Below are 18599 nucleotides of genomic sequence, written 5' to 3' on the forward strand. Positions count from 1 at the left end.
CAATGGATTTAATTGTAACCGCAACAGCACAAGGTTTGTTATGGGGCATAATGGCTTTAGGCATTTTTATTACTTATCGGATTCTAGATTTACCGGATATGACAGCTGAAGGCTCTTTTCCATTAGGAGCTGCTGTTTGTGCCCGTTTGATTCTTTCTGGCGTTCATCCGCTGTTGGCATCACTAACAGCCTTTGCTATCGGAGCTCTGGCAGGGCTTATCACCGGTTTTCTAATTACTAAAGCAAAAATACCAGGACTATTAGCGGGTATTTTGACTATGACGGGACTTTATTCTATCAATTTGCGTATTATGAACCGTGCAAATTTAAGCTTATTAGGCAAACAAAAAATAACGGACTCGCTAAGCCGATACAACTTGCCGCCTCAGTTTGATACTATTTTTATGGGGATCTTTCTAACGGTCTTAATTATCGCTGCGTTAGTTCTTTTCTTTAATACAGAATTAGGCCAAGCAGTGATTGCTACGGGAGATAATGAAAAAATGGCACGGTCATTAGGAATATCAACCAACCGAACAAAAATACTGGGTTTGATGTTATCGAATGGCATTGTAGCTGCAGCAGGAGCCTTGATCGCGCAAGACAATGGTTATGCAGATATCAGTATGGGTATTGGTACCATCGTTATCGGATTAGCTTCCGTGATTATTGGAGAAGTTATTTTTGGTAATTTATCTTTTGCCAATCGATTGATTTGTGTAATCCTAGGAGCTATTATTTATCGCTTCATTATTATGTTTGTCTTGCTGGTAGGGCTTCAGCCAAATGATTTAAAATTGATCTCTGCCATTATTTTAGCTTTCTGTTTAGCTTTACCAAGTTTAAGAAATAAACTAAATTTAAACTTTTTTAATAAAAAGGAGGTTCTTTAATTGACAACATCCTCAGTCTTATCGATTCAACATATTACTAAAACTTTTTATCCTGGAACAGCCAATCAAAATCAAGTATTAAAAGGCTTGAACCTAGAAGTCCGACAAGGTGATTTTATAACAATTATTGGGGGAAATGGTGCTGGGAAATCTACGTTGTTGAACAGCATTTCAGGGAATTTTCTAATTGATCAAGGATCCATTAAAATCGAAGACAAAGAAATTACTAAATTAAAAGAAGAACAACGTGCAGGGATGATCGGACGGGTATTTCAAGACCCATTACTGGGGACTGCGCCGCGTATGACGGTCAGCGAAAACTTATCCATCGCTTATCGCCGCGGGAAGAGAAGAACGCTACGCAAAGGCAGTTCTCTAAAAGAAAGAGAATTCTTCAAAGAGATTTTAGCTAAATTGGGCTTGGGTCTGGAGAACCGCTTGGACAGCGAAATGGGTTTGTTGTCTGGCGGACAGCGACAAGCGATAGCCTTATTGATGGCTACTATGAAAAAGCCAAAATTACTGTTACTAGACGAGCATACTGCTGCACTTGACCCTAAAACGGCCAAGATCGTCTTAGAATTGACAAATAAGCGAATTGCCGAAGAACAGTTAACTGCACTAATGATTACCCATAATATGCAAGATGCTTTAAATTACGGCAATCGTTTGATTATGTTGGACCAAGGAAAAGTAGTGGTGGATGTCAAAGGAGAAGAAAAAAGTAAGTTAACTGTAGCTGCTGTGTTAAATTTATTCCAAGCTTCGACAGAAAAATCCGTCCTCTCAGATGAAATGCTTCTTGGATAATGGGCTTTTACTAAATTTCAAGAAACAATCATAAAACAATTGCAGTAAAAAGAGCATTTCCCTTGAAAAATCAAGCTTTATTCGCTATAGTTGCTATATGAAACAATAATGATTGCATATAGCAACTATAGCTTGGTGAAGGAGTTTTTTTATGGATACCCTCATTTCTACTCATGAATTAATAAAGGAAATAGATAGTTTTCAAACTCGATATACTTCCATTGAACAATCGGTATTGAAAAAAAATCGACTTAATCGATCTGCTTTTTTTATTATGCGTCACCTTATTGAACAACCATTGACCTTAACCGAATTAACTTCTTCTTTCTCCTTAAATAAGTCTACATTAAGTAGACAAGTAAATGACTTAGTAAAAAAAGGGTGGGTTATTAAAGATAGTGGAAAAGACAAGCGGTTCATGTACCTAGTGTTATCAAAAGAAGCTAAACAGCTTATTAATAGCGTACACTTCGAAATAGAACAACAAGTGACTCAGATTTTTAGCTCTTGGCCCAATGACGAAAAACAGTTATTCATTATTCTTCTGAGACGCATCAACCGAAGAATAGAATTAGCAACTGATTAAAGAAGAGTTTATAAAAAAGGCAGGAGGAAATAAAATGGATGAAAAGACATTAGGGGAGCTTCCCAAAGATGAGCTGATTCAATTAATCATTGAACAAAGTACTGCACTAAGCTTATTAGAAGATCAATTAGAGAGTGAGACGGAAGAAAATCGCTTTTTTAAAAGTTTAGGATTTGTAGAAGGCTATATAGATTATAGTGACTATTTCATCACTTTTTTTGAGGACGAAAGTGACGGAACAGCTAAAAAAGGCAGTATTTTTTTAGGGCTTTTTAATGACTTCATTCAAGATTACGGTACAGATGCCGTTTTAAAACTATTAGACCAATACATGGAAGACCATATTTAACCAAAATAAGCTAGAAGAGTTTACAGACTCTTCTATTAATTGGTACACTAAAGTTATTATTAGAATGGTGGTGACGGTTGTGACTATAGAAAATAAAAAAATCATTGCACTGGTCAGCGACGATTTCGAAGATTTAGAGTTATGGTATCCTGTTTACCGATTAAGAGAAGCGGGTGCGACTGTAAATCTAGTCGGAGAAGAAGCAGCGAAACAATATACTGGTAAATACGGTGTTCCTGCGGTTTCTGATCTTAGTTTTAAAGAAATAAATGTAGAAGAATACGATGGAATTTTGGTTCCTGGTGGCTGGTCTCCCGATAAATTAAGACGTTATCCGGAAGTTCTTGATTTCGTGCGTCATTTTGATCAAGTAAAGAAACCAATCGGACAGATTTGTCATGCAGGATGGGTACTGATTTCAGCCGGAATTTTAGAAGGAGTTAACGTAACAAGCACACCAGGGATTAAAGATGATATGACAAATGCTGGAGCAATCTGGCATAATGTACCAGCTCTTACAGATGGGCATATTATTTCAAGTCGTCGTCCTCCTGATCTTCCTGAATATATGAAACACTATATTGCAGCTTTTGAATCGGATAAAAAATAAATAAGAAAAGAACAGAACAGCAATCTTTTGAACGGATTGCTGTTCTTTTATCTACTCTCTACGAGTAATGGAGTTAAGCTTAATTTAAGAAAGGTGTTGAGAAACTATGCTTAAACCAGGTGATATGATTGGTCTAATTTGTTGTTCAAATGGAAAAAGACCATCAGAAAGACAGCTTATTGAACGATTAGTTGTTTGTTTAGAGCAAGAGTTTCAATTACAGGTTCGTCTAGCTACTACTATCTACCAAAAGAATTCAACTATTTTCAGCGGAACAGCGCAAGAACGTGGAAAAGCTTTAATGGCTCTTTATAATGATCCTGAGATCAAAATGATTTTTGACTTATCAGGCGGAGAAGTTGCTAACGAAGTTCTTCCTTATCTTGATTATACTTCCATTAAATATGCTAAAAAACCCTTTGTCGGTTACAGCGATTTAACAGTTATGTTGAATGCTATTTATGCACAAACGGATGGCGTCGGTTATAATTTCCAATTACTCACTATTCTAGAGGGTCAAAAACAAAAAGAGCAATTCCGAAAGGCTTTTATAAACAAACATTCTCTATTTTTTTTACGCTATGAGTGGTTAACTCCTCCAGTCAGCTTTTCAAAACCTGTTATCGGTGGAAATATACGGTGTTTTTTATAGCTTGCCGGTACGCCTTATTGCCCAAATGCAGCTGGACGTGTTTTGTTGCTGGAAGCAAGAGGAGGAAAGATAGAGCAGATGGCTGCTTATTTTGCTCAACTAGAACAAATAGGCATATTAGAAGCCTGTAGTGCCATCTTATTGGGACAATTCACAACTATTGAAGCTGAAAACCAAACAGAAGAATTAAAAAAATTAGTCTTAAGCTACTCAAGACGTCACCATTTTGCTGTTTTAAAAACGAATCAAATTGGTCATTCTTCAGACTCTTTACCTTTTCCAATAGGGACACCGGTAACTTTTTCTTAATTTGTCCTACTAAACGTAAACGGATTCTGTCTGCTTTTCTAAAATCATTTTGTTTTTAATGCTATTTTTTTATACTTGTTGTAAAATGAATTTATATATTTTTACATAGAAAGAAGGGTGACAATGTATCAAAAAAATAGAAAAGCTTATCGGATAGCTATTTTAGGGATCTTATCAGCTATTATTATTGTTCAAAATTTCGTACCGCTTTTAGGTTATATCCCTATTCCGCCATTAAATCCAACGATTATTCATATTACCGTTATCATTGCTGCATTAACTCTAGGTACAAAAGATGGAATGATTATCGGTGGCGTATGGGGGATCAGCCGATTTATTAAAGCTTTTATTGCCCCAGCATCACCATTAGATTTATTATTGTTTACTAATCCGCTTATTTCTATTGTGCCGCGTATTCTTGTTGGGTTTGTTGCCGGATATGTTTATCATTTATTTAAAAATAAAAAAGAGAAAGATTCATTGGGAATGATTCTTTCTTCTGTGTTGGCTTCGTTAACCAATACCATACTAGTTTTATTTTTTATTTACCTCTTTTATAAAGACGATTATGCCACAGCATTAAATGTGGATGTGTCTAATTTAGCAAAAGCTTTAGGTGCAGTAGTCTTAACAAATGGACTGGCGGAAGCTATAGCTGCTGCTATTATCGCTCCAGTCGTTGCAAAAGCTTTAAAACGTTTTAAGACAACTTGATAAAGTCAACCTTCTTCAAATAAAACTAAAACCCCCTTTGAAATTAGTTGTAGAAAGCTAACTTCAAAGGGGGTAGTTTATTTAACCGTTTTTATATTACAGTAACTCTTTTCTTAATTCTTCTGCAGACTTACTTGAAAGATACGCCGGAGGAACATCTAATACACTGAAAGCGCCAGATTTTCCGTCTTCTTTAAAACGATAAGCTGCTCGTGCATAAGCTACTAGAATAGAGGATGTAAATTCAGCGTTGCTTTCTAATTCCAGTTGAAATTCAGCTTTTTGTTTATTTCCGGTAGCTGAAGTAGCTGTCCGAATAACAAAACCACCATGAGGCATTTTTTGGTGTTCTTTAGCAAATGTTTCTTCATCAATAAAGTGAACAGTTGTATGGTAAGGTTCGAAATAATCCGGCATTGTTTTGATTTTTTTCTCAATCAATCCTTTGTCTGCATCTTCCTCAGCCACTACGTAACACACACGTTCATGTTTTTCTCGAGTGGATAAAGTAGGATTAGATCCGCTTCTAACTTCTTCAAGGGCTTTTTCAATAGGGATCGTATATTGTACTCCTGCTTTAACTCCATCAATTCGGCGGATAGCATCTGAATGTCCTTGACTTAACCCTTTACCCCAAAACGTATAGGTTTCTCCAGCAGGCAAGACCGATTCTAAAACAGCACGATTTAGTGAAAACAAACCTGGATCCCAGCCAACCGAAATAATGCTGACATGATCATTTGTTTTCGCCGCTAGATCCATATCTTTAAAGTATTGAGGGATATGGTTATGGTTATCATAACTATCAATTGTAGAAAAATATTTCGCTAAGGAAGGTCCTTGTTGAGGCAAATCTGTTGCTGAGCCACCGCACAAAATTAGAACATCGATTTTATCTTGATAATCTAATATGTTATCTATACTTACAGCTGGGAGTTTAGAAGTCAGTTCTTCTGGATTCCGTCTTGTAAATACTGCAATACCTTCCATATCTGGGAAATTATCCAGGGCTAATTCTACGCCTTTTCCTATATTTCCATAACCGACTAAGCCGATACGAATGTTTTTAGTCATATTACCACTCCATTCATCAATTTCTTTTGGTACTTGCCTATTATAACCCAACAGCAAAAAAAAGTATTTATTTTTTTAAATCACGAACATACGTTCTAATTATATTTAAAAAAATAACTTAATGTGGTATGATTTAAATATAGAAATGTTTAAGGCGGTGGCTAACTCTCATTAAAAAGGGGTGATGCCTATGTTTTTTTGTTTGGCTTTCCCCAGAAAGGAAAACCCATGAGTATTTTCGAATCCTTAATGTTTGCATTAGCTTTTGCAACGTTGGTTTTAAAAATCTCAACAAACAACAAAAAAAAGTAACCGTCTGAACTTTAGCGAGTAGGACGATTACTTTTTGTTTTCTCTTATTGGCTACCGTCTTTAACGGTTCTATAAAAGAGGGGAATGTTGACGCATTTCTCTCTTTTCTCTTATAGTTTAACATGCGGTAACTGTTTTTTCAAATACATCTATTTTTCTTTGAAACAAGTTGTAATCATAGAGGTATAAAACTGTAATCTATTGCTAATATCCAACTGACCAATATATGCTATTATGATATGGGAAACAGAAAGGACAGATACAAAATGAAAAACTCTAATAAACCTACACGTTCTGATAAATATAGTAAAAATCGGACTATTGCTAAAGTCGCTACATTAATTGCAGTAGTAACGGTCTTTTTAATGTTTGTTATTTTTGGTATTTGGTTACTCGGAGAAGGAGATAATCAAGCTTCAAACGAATCTATGCAACAATTATCTAGCAGCATCAACACCGCTTCTACTTCAAAAGAACAAGAAACAGAAAGCCAGTCAGCTTCCTCTAGCATAAACAAACAAGAAGACGAAAAAGATGAGGATGAAAAAGAAAGTGAAGATCAAGATGCTGTTGAAACTGAAGAAACAGAACCTTCAGATGATAATGTTACTTCAGCGATTACCGGCGACTGGAAACCAGTAGCAACAGAACAAGAAGGACCACATTCGACTAATTATAGTGACGGTTCTCAAGATAGGAAAGAAATCAAACAAGCAAATGCCAATGCTACTGGTATTGCGGTAGATGATATGATTGAATGGCGAGTAGAGAATGGCGGAGATCAAAAAGTAGTCGCGACCGTCTCAGATAGTCAGCAAACTAAAACTTTCCGTGTTTATTTAACTTGGGTCGACAATGAAGGTTGGCGACCAACTAAAGTAGAGCAATTAAAAGCAAACGATAAAAGATAATAGCATCTAAATTGAATGAGAAGCTGATACTAAAAGAGATTTTCAATTAGTATCGGCTTTTTTTCACATGTAAGGCCAATAAGCGCTTATCATTTCTATTCCTACTTAAAAAAGTGATATGATGGTTTTAAGAAACTGTAACAAAGAATATGTTGTAGGGAGGGTGAAACCATGCGCTGGAAAGACAGAAGAAAAAGCAGCCATGTAGAAGACCGCAGAGGGAGCAGCATGGGAGGAAAGACATTAGTAGGGGGAGGAATCAGCGGTGTTCTCATTCTATTAGTCTTTACTTTTTTAAGCGGCGGAGATTTTGGAGATTTCTTAAATTCAGCCTTATTGGATACGGGTACTAATACAACTACTGCTCCATATCAAGAAACTGAAACAGAAGCCGAGCGAGCTGATTTTGTTTCTGTAGTCTTGGCAGATACAGAAGATGTTTGGACGGATGTTTTTCAAGATTATGGGTATGTTTATAAAGACCCCACATTAGTCCTTTTTTCCGGTTCTGTTCAATCAGCTTGTGGCGTTGCAGGCTCTTCAACTGGTCCGTTTTATTGTCCAGGAGATGCAAACTTATATATTGATCTAAGCTTTTATGATGAATTAAGCCAGCAATTTAATGCCCCAGGTGATTTTGCAATGGCTTATGTGGTAGCCCATGAAGTAGGCCATCACGTCCAAACGCAATTAGGGTTAACAAAACAATTGGATAGTTTGCGAAATCAATTAAGTGAAACTGAATTTAATCAATATCAAGTCCGGTTTGAACTGCAAGCAGACTACTTAGCTGGAGTTTGGGCTCATTATGCTCAAGGATTAGGCTATTTAGAAGAAGGGGATTACGAAGAAGCTATCAATGCTGCCGGTGCAGTAGGGGATGATCGCCTTCAACAACAAGCACAAGGGTATGTGGTGCCTGAAAGTTTTACTCATGGTACTTCTGATCAAAGAATGTATTGGTTTGATCGCGGATTTAAATCTGGCAACTTAGAAGATGGCGATACATTTAATGGCGAAGCTAAGTTTAAACTTCCTTAAAAAAATAGTTTTCCAAATGGTCCTAAGACAGCTTTATTGCAAAGCAGAATGATGGAGGTAATGATGAAAAATCTTGAAAAAAATTTTAATATTGTCGAAGAAGTTTTAAATAAAACAGAAAATGAAATAAAAAAGATGAAACCAGTTAATATTTTATTAATAGGGAAAACAGGCGTTGGTAAAAGCACTTTAATCAATAATGTTTTTCGAGAAAATTTAGCAAAAACTGGGATTGGTCGTCCGATCACTAAACATTTAAGAAAAATTACAAAAGAAGGAATTCCCATTGCTTTGTATGATACTCGAGGTTTAGAACTGAATCTTGAAGTACAAAAAGAAATCCAGAAAGAAATATTTTCTACTATTTCAGAAGGGAAAAAGCACTCAACTAATGAAGAAATTCATTTAGTTTATTATTGTATCAATGCTAATTCTTCACGAATCGAACCTCTAGAATTAGAGTTGATTAAAACCTTAAGTGCTGAAGTTCCTGTTCTAGTAGTTTTGACTCAATCAATTGGCAAACCGGCAAAGGAGCTTAAAGCCTTTATTGAAAATCTTAATTTAACTATTTATGGTGTTATCAATGTCATGGCTCAAGAATTTCCTGTTTCTGACGAAATTTCCATCCCTTCTTTTGGTTTAAAGGAATTGATTGAACGCAGTTTTGAAATTATTCCAGAGGAACAAAAAAAAGCTTTTAACAATGCCCAACAAGTAGATATTGAACGCAAAGCAAAATCTGCCCGTAGTTGGGCGTCTACCTATATCGCAACTTCATTCGGAATCGGCTTTGTTCCCATTCCGTTTTCCGATGCTTCTATTTTAGTGCCTATGCAAGTAACGCTATTGGCTCACATTACCGCTATTTTTGGCATCTCTATGGATAAAGCGACTATTACCAGTTTAGTAGCTGCGATTGGAGGAACCGGTGGAGCTACCTATGCTGGTAAGTATATTGCCTCTAACCTTGCTAAGCTGATACCAGGAGTCGGAACTATAGTGGGCGGATTGATTAGCGGAACAACTGCTTCTATCCTTACTACAGCATTGGCAATGAGCTATATCGAGGTTATGACGGTTATTGCAAAAGGCGAAAAAGAAGGGAAATACCCTGATTTAAATAATATTGAGCAGCTTATGCGTGAGAAATTTGAAAATCGTTTAAAAAAAGGGAAGATAGCAACTGATAGGAAAGATCCTGATTCAGATTTACCAGTAAATGAAAATCAGCAACAAAAAACTAAAAAGAGATGGTCCTTATGGAAGAAAAAGAAGTAAATAATAAAGATTTTAGCAGACGCGTTTTTATTGGAGTAGAACTAGAAAGTATAAAAGAAGAGTTAGTCTCATTACAAAATCAATTAAAACCTTATGTTAAAAAAGGAAATTTTGTTTTTCATGACAATTTTCATCTAACGCTTCAATTTATTGGAGAAATAAATGAACAAGATTTATGCCCGTTAAAAGAAATTATCACAACAACTGCCCAAAGTGTAAGACCCTTTGAGATCAAAGTAGATCATCTAGGACAATTTACCAAGAAAAAGAAACAAGTGGTTTGGCTGGGGCTTAAAAACAATCCATTATTATTTGAATTATATACAACCTTACAAAAAGCTTTTCAGGAAAAAGATTATTTTGAATTAAAAAAACCAGCTTTTTTGCCTCATATCACTATTGGCCGACAAATGGTTTTGAAAGATCCTTTAGAAGAACTAGAAGGTAACTTAGATAGGCCAAATGCTAAACTACAAGTAACAAAAATTGTTTTATATGAGAGTAAGCAACTAAATGGGCGTCTTCGGTATGTACCGATTTTTCAGCAAGTGCTATAAATTTTTTAAACAAAGAAGTACTCTAGCTTGCTACTTGTTCTTTTTAGCTCTCTTTTTATAAAAAAGAGAGCAGGGAGTAAGAGAGAAGAGGGAGGGGAGCTGAAAGTTCTAGTATTCCAAAAGAACTTCTGGCTAATTTTTTATATGGATCTTGATATACAGTAAAATAATTGTAGAAAAGAATCAAAAAGTGCTTAACTCAGTCGGTTTAAGCGCTTTTTGATTTTTTGTCTATTTTTGCTAAATTTATAATGATTAGATTAAAAAGCCCCAAAATCTTCCTCTTTTTTTGTTGAAAAATCCTAATAATTTTTATATTGATTACTATTTCTCCTATTGTAGATTTACTAAAACCGAGTCTAAACATAAAGGAGAAGGCTATTATTCTATCAAAACCAAAAAAATTATCTAAATAAAGGGAAAAGCGCTATTTTTCCCTTTAAATAAAAGGGTTTTCTTTGTTGCTTAGAACAAGCAATTTCAATGCGTAAACCTTATTTGGTTAGCAAATAAACTAAGTTTTTGCTTCATTAAAGCTCTTTAAAGGGATTTTCATCCAAAAAAAGGTTTGTATTGCTTTAATCAGCCTGATTTTTCAAAATAACCCTTTATTCTCTAAATTATGAACATCAGCATTAAATACACTAAACAAATCCTACAGCTAAAATTCATTTTAAAAATTGAATACATTCAATTCAGTTTTTTACAGATACGATCAAGTGAATAAAAAATATTGGCTAGTCGATTTAAAAACATTTTTTATTTTCTACTGTATAAATAATTTTAGCGAGCGAATCAAAAAAACTAAAAAATAAAATATTCTAAACATCATGACCATACAGTATAAAATATTTTGCTAAAGACAATAATTTTCTATAGAGAAGTATTTTTATTTACTAAGAAACACTAAAATTGTATCTGAACGGTTAAATGATTTAAAAAATAGAAAACGAATCAGAAAGAGAGGATAATGGACAAAAGTTATGGAACCTATATAAGGTACTAATTTCAATTTTCGTTAGTTTACATAATATATATTATACGCAGTAGTATATAAACTAGAAACGTACGTTTTTTCAAAATTCGACTGTTTTTACAGACCCTTTTAAGCTCATTTCAGATTAGTTCTATGGATATTCCTATTACTTGTTCTCTAAAACGTTTTAAATGTAAGTTTCTTTTACTCATAATTGCTATCAAAACGAGTAGGAGGAACCTTACGGTTCCGACCTCTCACACCACCGTACGTACCGTTCGGTATACGGCGGTTCAATAACTTGAGTATCTTGTTTGGGCAGACGCATACAGTTGGGATAAATCTTTTAATCCCCACTTTATGAGTCTGTCTTTTGTTATAGCTGTATGAATAATGTGGTTTTTGGATGTTCTCCAGTACCCTTTTCGAGAAGCAGCTAATTTTAATGCGTCATCATGTTGGATACCATATCTTTTTAACATAGTATAACGTGTTTTAACTTTCTTCCATCGTTTCCAGATAAGTTGCCGAAGCCTGTGGTTTAACCAGGATTGTGTTTCTGCTATAAAGGTTTTCATATAACTGATACCATAATAATTAATCCAACCAACGGTAACTTGATTAATCTCTTTTACAATGTTCAGGAAAGTTCCTGGTCGTTTACGACTAGTTAGTTTTTGAAGTTTGTCTTTGAATCTTCGTTGTGCCGACTTAGCAGGTCGGCATCCAACTTTCCCATGTGGTTCATAATATGGAATCCTAAAAACTTCGCTTTTGTTGGAGTGGTCACCTTGCTTTTCTTTTGATTTACTGTTAGTCGTAAATCTTTTTCTATATACTCAGTAACACTCTCCATGACTCTTTCACCAGCACGCTGACTTTTAACATAGATAACGAAATCATCCGCGTAACGAATAAATTTATGCCCTCTTCTTTCTAGTTCTCGATCTAGTTGGTTTAGATATACATTTGCGAGTAAAGGTGACAGTGGGCCACCTTGCGGTGCCCCCTTATCTGTTTCGATATAGATATCTTTATCTAATATCCCAGAGCGAAGAAATTTCCAGATTAACTTTAATACAACTTTATCTTGGATAAATTCTTCTAAATAGGCTCTAAGCTTTTGATGGTGGATGGTATCGAAATAACTTTTCAAATCGCAATCGACCACTATTCTATACCCTTCTTCATAATATTCTTCCGCTTTTTGTATGGCTTGATGGGCACTTTTACCTTTACGGAAACCAAAACTATTATTTGAAAAATAGGGGTCAATCATTGGGTCGATAACTTGCAAAATAGCTTGTTGAACAACTCTATCAAGTACACTTGGAATACCTAAATAACGTTTAGAACCATCTGGTTTTGGTATGGGCACTCTTCGAACAGGTTGAGGTTTATACGTACCGTCCTTTAGTTTCTGTACTAACGTTGGGTAATATTTCTTCATATGGTCCTCTAGCTCTTCGACCGTGATACCATCTATTCCTGGAGCTCCTTTATTTTTTCGTACTTTTTCATACGCTTGCCATAGATTACCACTCTCTATGACTTTATCTATTAACGTGATACCATCTTGTTCTTTCATCTCCATGCTGTCACTACTACGCGCTCTTACATACTCTTTCGCTTCCAGCTTGTCCCTTTGTAAGAAGCCATCTTTTCGGTCTTTACCACGATGTTTTCTGCGATTTTGTAGTGACTTCACCTCCTTGTTTCTTCAAGATTATTATTGTTCTGCCCTTCAGAGAACGGCGTTCTCCTACTATGGCATCTGCTGACTTCTCACTATTCGTTGTTACTACGGTGTTTGCCGCTAGTGAGACCTCCCCGGGTAAGAATGATAACCTTCCACTCATGTCACTGCCTCATTTACTGTAGGAGATTCGTGCAGTATAGGACTTCACTTTATTTGGCAAGCTCGTCCATCTCCAGTCAGCCTTGTATGAGATTTCTGTTCGTCAGTGCGAGTGTTTGCGTCCAGCTTCCTTCAGATTCCTCCTCACGGGGGACACCCTTGCTATTCGCTAACAGTTCCTACTGCAAAGCCTGTAGTGGACTTTCACCACCAAGTTATCACCCATGCCGGGCGCACCAAAAAACCAGATTGAATTCAACTATTCAATCTGGTTTACTCTACTTTTATTTTGTTTCTTTGTTATTTAGTTAATGCAGCTGTTAATTGCGGCACAACTTGTTTTTTTCGTGAAACTACTCCTTTTAAAGTAGCTTTGTTATTTTCTAATGTAACTTTAAAAGCTTCTTCTACAGCTTCCATTGGTGTTCCTGCCGCTAATACAACTGAATCACTATCTAAAATATTCGTAACGACTAAAACAAATAAATCATAATTATTTTCTAAATTAGCTTGAGTCATTGCTGATTCTAATTCAGCTTGTTTAGAAAACACATCATTTACGTCTACAACGTTTACTTGAGCGATTCGAACACTTTTATCTCCCATTGGGAAACTTTTAGCATCCATAGTCAATAATTCTTCTACTGATTTTTGACTTAGATCCGTACCGGCTTTTAACATGTCTAAACCATACGTTTCACTATCTACACCCGCAATGTCAGCTAATTCTTTTGCTGCTTTAACATCTTCTGGAGTGCATGTTGGAGATTTAAACAACAAACTGTCTGAAATAATAGCAGATAACATCAAACCAGCTAATTCTTTAGGGATCTCAACTGAATTTTCTTTAAATAATTTTAAAATGATCGTATTTGTACAGCCCACAGGTTCTGCACGGTAATACAGCGGATTAGCTGTTTCGAAATTAGCTATACGATGATGATCGACAACAGACGTTATTTCTACGTCTTTTATATCTGAAACACTTTGTTGGAACTCATTGTGATCGACCAACATGACTTGTTCTACTTCATTTGCTGCGGTTTCTATAACACGCGGCGCTTCAAAGTTAAAATAGTCCAATGCATAACGGGTTTCTTCTCCTACTTCGCCTAAGGCAACTGCTTCAGCTTCTACCCCCAACTGATTTTGCAGGTAAGCAAACGAAATAGCCGATGCAATCGCATCTGTATCGGGGTTTTGGTGTCCAAAAATCAATACTTTCTTCATATTATAACGCTCCTTTATTTTCATAACTTCACCTTCTATTATTCACTAAATCAGGATTTTAGTCTAGTAGAATAGTCGGTTTTTTCTAAATACAATTTAAAATCAATTAGAAATTTTTTAATTCTCGGAATCAATTCTTTATCCTTACGGTAGATAAAAGACAATTGGAAAAAGATAGGCGGATCAAAAGAAAGCGCCGGAAACTCGAGCTTTTGCTGATGATTGAAAACAAAGGAATAAGGCAATGCCGTAAAACTCTTTGTCGACTTACTAAACTTATATAATTGCTGTGGAGTGGTAAAAAAGCCAGAAATAGATGGCCAATCCCTCATTTGGTTTTTAAATTCTTCACGTAATAAATCATTCATATAGTATGTATCTGGATAGACGGTCCATTGGTGATTCGTTGTTTGTGCTAATGTAATCGCTTCTTGGCCATTCAATTCTTCTTTATGATGGATAAATAACAATTCTTCTTCAAAGATTTTCTCGGCAGTATAGGATTTCCAATTTTTTATTTTTTGATCGGGCAAATACATAATAGCTAAATCAATACCATTGTTTTCCAATTTATTCCAAATTTCATCGCGACTCAGCATCAATAAAGTTAGTTGTATACCAGGATTTATTTTAAAATAGTAACTGAAAAAATCAATAAACACTTTATCTTCAATAGAAGATAATAAGCCTATTTTGATTTCTCCTTTATTGGTATTTGAATTCTTTTGTATCTTATCAGCTGCATTAATCAGAACCGCGTAAATAGAATGGGTCGTTTGCAGCATCGTATGTCCTGCTTCTGTCAAATACAGCTTTTTACCAACTGAATAAAATAAAGGAGTGCCTATTGTTTTTTCTATTTTTTTAATTTGTTGAGTCAATGCCGGTTGTGTAATCCCTAAAATCTGAGCAGCTTTTGTATAATTCATCGTTTCTGCCAATTGAAGAAAATAGTCTAATGTCTTTGAAGAAAACATTTCCGGCTTTTTCTGTTCCATCGTATCCCCTCCTTTGTCCTATTATAACGTAAATCTTATAAATTAGTTCAATGAAATCAAAATATAGAAGTGCAAAAAAGCGTTTAGCTCTCAATCTAACAAAGGATGTATCCTTCCTAATAAATCAAACAGGTAGGCTGCTTTTTAGAATACATATAAATGAACATATAAAAAAGAGCGAGACTTTTGTCTCACCCTCTTTTCAACTGCTTATTCTTCTTACATCATTTCATATAGTTTGTATTGGTCTACATGCAATAACCTTTTAGCATTCTCAATACGTTCTGTAGTGGGAGGTTCAATATCCTTTAACTTGTAAGGAATATTTAAAGCAGCATACTTATAGACACCTAATTTATGGTAAGGTAAAATTTCTACTTTCACTACATTTTTTAAAGAGTGAATAAACGTATCTAGACGAATGAGATCTTCGTCGAAATCCGACTTTTCAGGGACCAGCACATGTCGAATCCACACTGGCTTCTCGATTTCAGATAGGTATTGAGCCATATTTAAAATATTCTTATTCGACATCATCGTTAACTCTTTGTGTTTTTCATCATCAATATGTTTGATATCAAATAATAATAAATCCGTATACTCCATCAGTTCTTGAAATCGGTCGAAAAAAGGTTGATCGTATGTGAATGGCTGGCCACATGTATCTAAGGTTGTATGCACTCCTTGAGCTTTAGCTTTTTTAAACAATTCAATTAAAAAGTCTATATGCAGCAAAGGCTCACCACCACTGATCGTGATCCCCCCTCTTTCTCCCCAATATTCACGATAACTTAACGCTTCATCCAGCAATTCATCTGCTGTATAAGGTGTTCCCCCGCCCATATTCCATGTATCAGGATTATGACAGAACTGGCACCTCATACGACATCCCTGCATAAAAGCAATGAAACGAATGCCTGGGCCATCAACCGATCCGAAACTTTCAGTTGAATGAACATAACCAACAGCTGAATTCCCCATCTAAAAAGCCCCATTTCCTTTAAATTCTTTCTTTGTAACAAGCCAGTGAATAAGATTATGCTAATGGTTTTAGCAATTTCTATTTTTACATATTGTCGTGCATTGTCCGATTGATAACATCCAATTGTTGTTCTCTTGTAAGCTTAATAAAGTTAACCGCATAACCAGATACACGAATTGTAAGTTGTGGGTAATCTTCTGGATGGTCCATGGCATCTACTAAAGTTTCCCGATTAAAGACGTTTATATTTAAATGGTGTCCGCCTTTTTGAGCATAACCATCTAACATGCTTGCTAAATTAGCTTGTTGTACGTCATCTTCTTTCCCCAAAGCTTTCGGGATGATAGAAAAAGTATTAGAGATTCCATCTAATGAATAACTATAAGGCATTTTTGCTACAGAATTTAAACTTGCCAAAGCGCCATGTGTATCCCGCCCATGCATTGGATTTGCTCCAGGAGCAAACGGTTCACCAGCACGGCGTCCATCAGGTGTATTTCCTGTCTTTTTGCCGTATACAACGTTAGAGGTAATCGTTAAAATAGAAGTCGTGTGTTTTGCATCCCGGTAAGTTGGGTGTTTTTTGACTTTTGTCATAAAGGTTTTCAGTAACCAGATACCAATTTCATCTGCCCGGTTATCATTATTGCCGTATTTAGGGTATTCCCCTTCAATTTCATAATCCACTACTAAGCCATCATCGTCACGAAGAGTTTTTACTTTAGCGTACTTAATAGCAGATAAAGAATCAATAACGACTGAGAAACCAGCGATTCCTGTAGCCATTGTTCGCATGATTTCACTGTCATGCAAAGCCATTTCAAGGCGCTCATAAGAATACTTATCATGCATATAGTGAATAACGTTCAACGTATTTAAATATAATCCTGCAATCCATTCCATCATATCTTCATATTTTTCCATTACTTCTTCGTAATCGAGGTATTCTGAAGCGATTGGTTGATACTTAGGTCCTACCTGAGCTTTAGATTTTTCATCAATGCCCCCATTGATAGCATATAAGAGAGTTTTTGCTAAGTTGGCTCTAGCTCCAAAGAATTGCATTTGTTTACCAATTCGCATAGCAGAAACACAACAAGCTATCCCATAGTCATCTCCCCATTCAGGACGCATGATGTCATCATTTTCATATTGAATCGCACTTGAAGCAATTGAAACTTTTGCACAAAAGTGTTTAAAGTTTTCCGGTAAACGAGTTGACCAAAGAACCGTTAAGTTTGGTTCTGGTGCAGGACCTAAATTAGCTAACGTGTGAAGAAAACGGAAGCTGTTTTTTGTGACCATATGGCGACCATCTTCGCCAACACCGCCAATCGATTCTGTTACCCATGTAGGGTCGCCAGAAAATAATTCATTATAGTCAGGCGTACGTGAGAACTTGACTAATCGAAGTTTCATAACAAAATGGTCCACTATTTCTTGAGCTTCTGCTTCATTCAGTGTTCCATTCAGTAAATCACGTTCTATATAGATATCTAAGAAAGTGGACGTACGGCCTAAAGACATCGCTGCTCCATTTTGTTCTTTTACTGCTGCTAAATAACCCAAATACAACCATTGGAAAGCTTCTTGTGCAGTTTCAGCAGGTTGAGAAATATCAAACCCATATATCTGCCCTAATTCTTTTAATTCTGTTAACGCTCTGATTTGTTCATTTAATTCTTCTCGGTTTCTTATAACCGTATCACTCATGGTACCATAACCAGTATTGTTTAAATCTTTTTTCTTATCTGCAATCAAATGATCTAACCCGTAGAGTGCGACACGGCGGTAATCGCCAATAATTCGTCCACGGCCATAGGCATCGGGCAACCCTGTAATAACACCGCTGCGGCGAGCAGCTCGCATTTCTGGAGTATAGGCATCAAAAACACCTTGGTTATGAGTTTTACGGTATTCGCGAAAAATATGTGAAACTTCTGGATCAATCTCAAACCCATAAGATTCAGCAGATTGTTCGCTCATGCGGATGCCTCCAAAAGGCTGTAACCCACGCTTGAATGGTTTTTCTGTTTGAAAACCTACAATCTGTTCTAATTCTTTATTTAAATAACCTGCAGAATGAGATGTAATGGTAGAAACGACTTTTGTATCCATATCCAATACCCCGCCTGCTTCACGCTCGGCTTTATTTAATTCCATAACTTGATCCCAAAGATCAGAAGTTGCTTGAGTAGGTCCTTCTAAAAACTCATCGTTTCCATCATAGGGTTTATAATTCTGTTGGATAAAATCACGAACATCGATTTCTTCTTGCCATATTTTCCCTTTAAAGCCTTTCCATTGTTCCATTTTAAATAAACCTCCTTATTGTTATTCGACTGGATAAACTAATACTTTACATTGCTCATTATAACACATGCAAAGGATAAAACAACTGAGATTTCGAAAATAATTTCTTTCTCGTTAAAAAAATTCTTTGGTATTTACCTAAA

The 18599-nt window shown here is 35.8% G+C and carries 18 protein-coding genes and 1 pseudogene; 12 read left to right on the forward strand and 7 right to left on the reverse strand.

Annotated features, from left to right (window positions below; all coding sequences use genetic code 11):
* Positions 1-2 precede the first annotated feature (2 nt).
* The 8 genes and pseudogenes from BR87_RS02190 (at position 3) to BR87_RS02220 (ending at position 4923) form a co-directional block, all read left to right on the forward strand.
* On the forward strand, positions 3-893 hold the full coding sequence (locus BR87_RS02190) for an ABC transporter permease (RefSeq protein WP_035028161.1): 891 nt from the start codon (positions 3-5) through the stop codon (positions 891-893).
* A complete protein-coding gene (locus BR87_RS02195) occupies positions 894-1703 on the forward strand; it encodes an ABC transporter ATP-binding protein (protein WP_035028163.1) in 810 nt (269 codons plus the stop codon).
* Positions 1704-1854: 151 nt separating this feature from the next.
* Complete coding sequence (locus BR87_RS12535; RefSeq protein ID WP_051929620.1) at positions 1855-2289, forward strand: MarR family winged helix-turn-helix transcriptional regulator; 435 nt, start codon at positions 1855-1857, stop codon at positions 2287-2289.
* A 34-nt stretch (positions 2290-2323) separates the two neighbouring features.
* Positions 2324-2638: a hypothetical protein gene (locus tag BR87_RS02205; protein ID WP_035028165.1), complete on the forward strand. Its 315-nt coding sequence runs from the start codon at positions 2324-2326 to the stop codon at positions 2636-2638.
* Positions 2639-2717: 79 nt separating this feature from the next.
* Positions 2718-3248, forward strand: a complete 531-nt coding sequence (locus tag BR87_RS02210) for a type 1 glutamine amidotransferase domain-containing protein (protein WP_035028169.1) — start codon at positions 2718-2720, stop codon at positions 3246-3248.
* Positions 3249-3354: 106 nt separating this feature from the next.
* Positions 3355-3900, forward strand: coding sequence for an LD-carboxypeptidase (locus BR87_RS12540; protein WP_051929621.1), 546 nt, complete (start codon positions 3355-3357; stop codon positions 3898-3900).
* A 12-nt stretch (positions 3901-3912) separates the two neighbouring features.
* Positions 3913-4209 (forward strand): annotated as a pseudogene (locus BR87_RS12545) (S66 family peptidase); the annotation flags it as partial.
* A gap of 123 nt (positions 4210-4332) precedes the next feature.
* On the forward strand, positions 4333-4923 hold the full coding sequence (locus tag BR87_RS02220; RefSeq protein WP_035028172.1) for an ECF transporter S component: 591 nt from the start codon (positions 4333-4335) through the stop codon (positions 4921-4923).
* A 96-nt stretch (positions 4924-5019) separates the two neighbouring features.
* Here BR87_RS02220 and BR87_RS02225 read toward each other — a convergent pair whose 3' ends face one another.
* Positions 5020-5997 carry a diaminopimelate dehydrogenase gene (locus BR87_RS02225; RefSeq protein ID WP_035028175.1) on the reverse strand — a complete coding sequence of 326 codons (978 nt, stop codon included), beginning with the start codon at positions 5995-5997 and terminating at the stop codon, positions 5020-5022.
* Between the two features lie 578 nt (positions 5998-6575).
* On the opposite strand from BR87_RS02225, the gene BR87_RS02230 reads away from it, so the two are divergent.
* The 4 genes from BR87_RS02230 to thpR all read left to right on the forward strand — a co-directional run bounded on the left by BR87_RS02230 (position 6576) and on the right by thpR (position 10099).
* A complete protein-coding gene (locus tag BR87_RS02230; protein ID WP_035028178.1) occupies positions 6576-7220 on the forward strand; it encodes a YrrS family protein in 645 nt (214 codons plus the stop codon).
* 171 nt (positions 7221-7391) lie between these two features.
* Positions 7392-8261, forward strand: coding sequence for a KPN_02809 family neutral zinc metallopeptidase (gene ypfJ / locus BR87_RS02235; protein ID WP_035028181.1), 870 nt, complete (start codon positions 7392-7394; stop codon positions 8259-8261).
* A 63-nt stretch (positions 8262-8324) separates the two neighbouring features.
* Positions 8325-9542: a YcjF family protein gene (locus BR87_RS02240; RefSeq protein ID WP_084683542.1), complete on the forward strand. Its 1218-nt coding sequence runs from the start codon at positions 8325-8327 to the stop codon at positions 9540-9542.
* Complete coding sequence (gene thpR, locus BR87_RS02245; protein WP_035028182.1) at positions 9524-10099, forward strand: RNA 2',3'-cyclic phosphodiesterase; 576 nt, start codon at positions 9524-9526, stop codon at positions 10097-10099. The genes BR87_RS02240 and thpR overlap by 19 nt, the downstream gene beginning before the upstream one ends.
* Before the next feature lie 1269 nt (positions 10100-11368).
* Here thpR and BR87_RS13300 read toward each other — a convergent pair.
* The 6 genes from BR87_RS13300 to pflB all read right to left on the reverse strand — a co-directional run bounded on the left by BR87_RS13300 (position 11369) and on the right by pflB (position 18456).
* A complete protein-coding gene (locus BR87_RS13300) occupies positions 11369-11833 on the reverse strand; it encodes a group II intron maturase-specific domain-containing protein (RefSeq protein ID WP_084683558.1) in 465 nt (154 codons plus the stop codon).
* Positions 11746-12783: a group II intron reverse transcriptase/maturase gene (ltrA, locus tag BR87_RS02250; protein WP_244877016.1), complete on the reverse strand. Its 1038-nt coding sequence runs from the start codon at positions 12781-12783 to the stop codon at positions 11746-11748. Before ltrA ends, BR87_RS13300 begins: the two co-directional genes overlap by 88 nt.
* Positions 12784-13233: 450 nt before the next feature.
* Positions 13234-14163, reverse strand: coding sequence for a manganese-dependent inorganic pyrophosphatase (locus BR87_RS02255; RefSeq protein WP_035028183.1), 930 nt, complete (start codon positions 14161-14163; stop codon positions 13234-13236).
* Between the two features lie 50 nt (positions 14164-14213).
* Positions 14214-15161 carry a LysR family transcriptional regulator gene (locus BR87_RS02260; RefSeq protein ID WP_035028184.1) on the reverse strand — a complete coding sequence of 316 codons (948 nt, stop codon included), beginning with the start codon at positions 15159-15161 and terminating at the stop codon, positions 14214-14216.
* Between the two features lie 219 nt (positions 15162-15380).
* On the reverse strand, positions 15381-16142 hold the full coding sequence (pflA, locus tag BR87_RS02265) for a pyruvate formate-lyase-activating protein (protein ID WP_035028185.1): 762 nt from the start codon (positions 16140-16142) through the stop codon (positions 15381-15383).
* 85 nt (positions 16143-16227) lie between these two features.
* Entirely contained in the window at positions 16228-18456 is a 2229-nt protein-coding gene (gene pflB / locus BR87_RS02270; RefSeq protein ID WP_035028186.1) for a formate C-acetyltransferase, read from the reverse strand.
* Positions 18457-18599: the final 143 nt, after the last annotated feature.

Source organism: Carnobacterium mobile DSM 4848, from assembly GCF_000744825.1.
GTDB classification, from domain to species: Bacteria; Bacillota; Bacilli; order Lactobacillales; family Carnobacteriaceae; genus Carnobacterium_A; species Carnobacterium_A mobile.

What these genes read in the sequence shown, in the direction of transcription:
- BR87_RS02190 (WP_035028161.1), top strand. Translation starts at nt 3, where the DNA reads ATGGATTTAATTGTAACCGCAACAGCACAAGGTTTGTTATGGGGCATA.
- BR87_RS12535 (WP_051929620.1), top strand. Translation starts at nt 1,855, where the DNA reads ATGGATACCCTCATTTCTACTCATGAATTAATAAAGGAAATAGATAGT.
- BR87_RS02205 (WP_035028165.1), top strand. Translation starts at nt 2,324, where the DNA reads ATGGATGAAAAGACATTAGGGGAGCTTCCCAAAGATGAGCTGATTCAA.
- BR87_RS12540 (WP_051929621.1), top strand. Translation starts at nt 3,355, where the DNA reads ATGCTTAAACCAGGTGATATGATTGGTCTAATTTGTTGTTCAAATGGA.
- BR87_RS02220 (WP_035028172.1), top strand. Translation starts at nt 4,333, where the DNA reads ATGTATCAAAAAAATAGAAAAGCTTATCGGATAGCTATTTTAGGGATC.
- BR87_RS02225 (WP_035028175.1), bottom strand. Translation starts at nt 5,997, where the DNA reads ATGACTAAAAACATTCGTATCGGCTTAGTCGGTTATGGAAATATAGGA.
- BR87_RS02230 (WP_035028178.1), top strand. Translation starts at nt 6,576, where the DNA reads ATGAAAAACTCTAATAAACCTACACGTTCTGATAAATATAGTAAAAAT.
- ypfJ (WP_035028181.1), top strand. Translation starts at nt 7,392, where the DNA reads ATGCGCTGGAAAGACAGAAGAAAAAGCAGCCATGTAGAAGACCGCAGA.
- BR87_RS02240 (WP_084683542.1), top strand. Translation starts at nt 8,325, where the DNA reads ATGAAAAATCTTGAAAAAAATTTTAATATTGTCGAAGAAGTTTTAAAT.
- thpR (WP_035028182.1), top strand. Translation starts at nt 9,524, where the DNA reads ATGGAAGAAAAAGAAGTAAATAATAAAGATTTTAGCAGACGCGTTTTT.
- BR87_RS02255 (WP_035028183.1), bottom strand. Translation starts at nt 14,163, where the DNA reads ATGAAGAAAGTATTGATTTTTGGACACCAAAACCCCGATACAGATGCG.
- BR87_RS02260 (WP_035028184.1), bottom strand. Translation starts at nt 15,161, where the DNA reads ATGGAACAGAAAAAGCCGGAAATGTTTTCTTCAAAGACATTAGACTAT.
- pflA (WP_035028185.1), bottom strand. Translation starts at nt 16,142, where the DNA reads ATGGGGAATTCAGCTGTTGGTTATGTTCATTCAACTGAAAGTTTCGGA.
- pflB (WP_035028186.1), bottom strand. Translation starts at nt 18,456, where the DNA reads ATGGAACAATGGAAAGGCTTTAAAGGGAAAATATGGCAAGAAGAAATC.